Consider the following 3,263-nt stretch of genomic DNA (forward strand, 5'->3'; position numbering starts at 1 on the left):
TGCGGGCCTCGACCATCTGCGCCTCGGCCATGCGCTGCGCCGTGAGGACGCGGTTCATGATCTCCTGCAGGTTGCCCGGGAACACCAGGTCCTTCACGTCGGCCCGGATGATCCGCACGCCATAGCCGGCGGAGACGCCCTCGACGTCGCGCAGGATGTCCTCGCTGAGCTGGTTGCGGTTGGTCAGGATGGTCTCCAGCGTCATCGACGCGAGCGACCGCCGCGCGGCGAGCTGCACGTCGCTGTAGATGCGGTCGTTGTAGTCGGCGACCCGCTCGACGGCCGCTGCCGGGTCGACCACCCGGAAGTGGGTGATGATGTTGACCCGCACGGCGACCTTGTCGGCCGTCAGGATCTCCTGACCCTTGATGTTCAGCTCCCGCTCGCGCACGTCGATCGGGACGATCGCGACGCGCGGGACCCGCCGGCCCGGGAAGCGCCGCTTGGACAGCTCGTATCGGCCCGGCTCGAGCACCTCGTCGAGGCGGCCGTCGATGTAGCGCAGGCCGCGGAATCCGCTGTGGACGATCATCTCGTGCGTGGACATGGTTTCACCTCTGCACCGGGGTCACACTCCCCGGAAATGGAATGACGAAGGGTGGCCCGGAGCGGATCCGATGTGAAGGATCGGTCGCCAGGAGAACAACGGATCAGCGTGGTTGGATCGCCAATGCATCCGCTGCGGAAGCGCGTACTTCTGAAGCCGCCGGGCCGTGATCAGGATGACAAAGCGGGGCAGCGGCCACAACGCAATTTGATCGTGCCGCTCTCAGGAACCCTTGCGAGAATGGTCCGGCACGGACGCTGCTCAAGCTCGGAAAGGACCATTTCGTGGCCGGTGGACTCGTTGCCCTGCTGGATGACGTCGCGGTGCTGGCTCGCACCGCCGCCGCCTCCGTCGATGACATCGGCGCGGCGGCGGCGAAGGCGGGCGCCAAGGCGGCGGGTGTCGTCATCGACGATGCCGCGGTCACGCCGCAGTACGTACGCAGCCTCGCCGCGGAGCGCGAGCTGCCCATCATCAGGCGCATCGCCATCGGTTCGCTGCGCAACAAGTTCCTCATCATCCTCCCGGCCATCCTGCTGCTCAGCCAGTTCGTGCCCTGGCTGCTCACCCCGATCCTGATGCTCGGCGGCGCCTACCTCTGCTACGAGGGCGCGGAGAAGGTGTGGGCGAAGGTCGCCCACCACGACGCGCACGGCGAGGGCGCGGAGGGTACGCAGGACGAGAAGAAGCTGATCTCCGGGGCGGTGCGCACCGACCTGATCCTGTCGGCGGAGATCATGGTCATCACCCTGAACGAGGTGATCGAAGAGCCGTTCTGGTCACTCCTGGCGATCCTGGCGGTCGTCGCGCTGGTCATGACCGTCGTCGTGTACGGCGTCGTTGCACTCATCGTGAAGATGGACGACGCCGGCCTGCGCCTCTCCACCCTCCCCGGAGCGATCGCCTCCTTCGGCCGCGGCCTGGTGAAGGCGATGCCGATGGTGCTGACCGTGCTGACGGTGGTCGGCACCGCCGCGATGCTGTGGGTGGGCGGGCACATCCTGCTGGTCGGCGCCGACGAGCTCGGCCTGCACGCGGTGTACGACGCCGTGCACCACCTGGAGGAGGCCGCCCACGACGCCACGGGCGCTCTGGGCGGGCTGGTCGGCTGGCTGGTCAACACGGTGGCCAGCGCCATCCTCGGGCTGATCGTCGGCGCGCTGGTCGTACTCGTGATCAGCCTGACGCTGCACCGCCGCAAGGCCGCCGCGCAGCACTAGGTTCCGGTCGAGTTGCGGCATGCCGCAGGATGGTGCGATGACGGCATACTGGATCAACACCTTCACCGCGATCCACGACGAGACCAAGCTGGCGCGATATGTCGAGCTGGCCGGCCCAGCGATCCGAGCGGCGGGCGGCGTCTTCCTGGCCCGCGGCAACCCGGTGCACGTGCTGGAGGGCAGCGCCGGGCTGCGGACGGCGGTCATCCGCTTCGAGAGTGCCGAGGCCGCGGTGGCCGCGTACCACAGTCCCGCCTATCAAGCGGCGGTCGCCGCACTCGGCGACGGGGCCGAGCGCGACATTCGCGTCGTGGACGCCGTGGCGGATTGATCACGGCCCGCCCAGGTCCCGCCGCAGTTTGATCAGGCTGGCGGCGAGCAGGCGGGAGATCTGCATCTGGGAGACGCCGATCTGCGCGGCGATCTGCGCCTGCGTCTGGTTGCCGTAGAACCGCAGCGTGAGGATCCGGCGCTCGCGATCGGCCAGCCGGGCCATGGCTGGGCCGAGGTCGAGCCGCATCTCGGCGAGCGCGAAGCCGTGTTCCTCGGCGCTGATGGTGTCACCCAGCGCGAGGGACCGGTCGCCGCCGACGGGTGACGACAACGACGATGCCCGGTATGCCCGTGCCCCGTCGAGCCCCTCGATCACGTCGTCCTGGGGCACGCCCAGATGGGCGGCGATGTCCGCGACGGTCGGCGTGCGTCCGAGCTGCGCCTGGCAGGTGCTTCTCGCGTCGTTGATCGCCAGCCACATCTCCTGCAGCCGGCGCGGCACCCGCACGGACCAGGCCCGGTCCCTGAAGTGCCGCTTGATCTCGCCGAGGATCATGGGCAGCGCGTACGCGACGAAGTCGGCGCCCTGTTCCGGGTCGAACCGGTCGACCGCCTTGATCAGGCCGATCGTGGCGACCTGACGCAGATCGTCGAGGGGTTCGCCGCGGCCGGCGTAACGCTGGGCAAGACGCCGCGCCATCGGCAGCCACGCCTCGATGGCCTGCTCGCGCAGCGCCGGGCGGGCGGGATGGCCGGGCGGAAGGGATGCGAAGTCGGTGATCGCGTCGACGGCCTGCTGGTCGCGACCCGCCGACGGGGACTCGGTCGGTGTGGGCCCTGCGAGCATGGCGTTCCTCTCGAACGCAGAGCTGCTGGATCCGGCACACTTCTCGACCGTTGAGCCGACCTTAGCCGAAGGCCCGATCGCCGCCAAGCCGATCGGCCGACGAGGCGGTGGCTCACGGGTTGATGGTCAGGATGTTCCGCAGACCGCTGAGGTCGAGCACCTGCGCCGCGAGGCCGCGTGCCCCGCGGACCGCGAAACGACCACTCTCCCGGGCGGCCCGCAGATGCGCGAGGGCGAGCACGTTCGCACCGGCGGCGCCGAAGAAGGACGTGGCGCTGAGGTCGCAGCAGACCCGGCGGCCGGGGCGGATGACCTTGGTCAAGGCGGCCAGCAGGACCGGGGCCGTGTCGGCGTCGACGTCACCGGTGACCGCGAC

At 69.5% G+C, this 3,263-nt stretch carries 5 protein-coding genes; 2 read left to right on the forward strand and 3 right to left on the reverse strand.

The annotated features are described in order from the left end of the window. Positions 1-547, reverse strand: a 547-nt coding sequence (locus tag AB0M20_RS34145) for a slipin family protein (protein WP_364304475.1), incomplete at its 3' end; no start/stop codon positions are given. Positions 548-831: 284 nt separating this feature from the next. Between AB0M20_RS34145 and AB0M20_RS34150 the strand changes: the two genes are divergently transcribed. Together AB0M20_RS34150 and AB0M20_RS34155 are read left to right on the forward strand one after the other, a co-directional pair. Next, the gene (locus AB0M20_RS34150; protein ID WP_364304476.1) at positions 832-1,767 is read left to right on the forward strand and encodes a DUF808 domain-containing protein; all 936 of its coding nucleotides are present in this window, start codon (positions 832-834) and stop codon (positions 1,765-1,767) included. Positions 1,768-1,804: 37 nt separating this feature from the next. Then, positions 1,805-2,098, forward strand: a complete 294-nt coding sequence (locus AB0M20_RS34155; RefSeq protein WP_364304477.1) for a DUF1330 domain-containing protein — start codon at positions 1,805-1,807, stop codon at positions 2,096-2,098. Here AB0M20_RS34155 and AB0M20_RS34160 read toward each other — a convergent pair whose 3' ends face one another. Together AB0M20_RS34160 and AB0M20_RS34165 are read right to left on the reverse strand one after the other, a co-directional pair. Next, positions 2,099-2,887: a SigB/SigF/SigG family RNA polymerase sigma factor gene (locus AB0M20_RS34160; protein ID WP_364304478.1), complete on the reverse strand. Its 789-nt coding sequence runs from the start codon at positions 2,885-2,887 to the stop codon at positions 2,099-2,101. Between the two features lie 112 nt (positions 2,888-2,999). Next, a partial coding sequence (locus AB0M20_RS34165) for an STAS domain-containing protein (protein WP_364304479.1) occupies positions 3,000-3,263 on the reverse strand: 264 nt, incomplete at its 5' end.

This window comes from Actinoplanes sp. NPDC051633, assembly GCF_040681735.1.
GTDB lineage: Bacteria > Actinomycetota > Actinomycetes > Mycobacteriales > Micromonosporaceae > Actinoplanes.

Bases quoted from the DNA above. Each gene is read 5' to 3' on its own strand.
- AB0M20_RS34155 (WP_364304477.1), top strand. From the start codon at position 1,805: ATGACGGCATACTGGATCAACACCTTCACCGCGATCCACGACGAGACC.
- AB0M20_RS34160 (WP_364304478.1), bottom strand. From the start codon at position 2,887: ATGCTCGCAGGGCCCACACCGACCGAGTCCCCGTCGGCGGGTCGCGAC.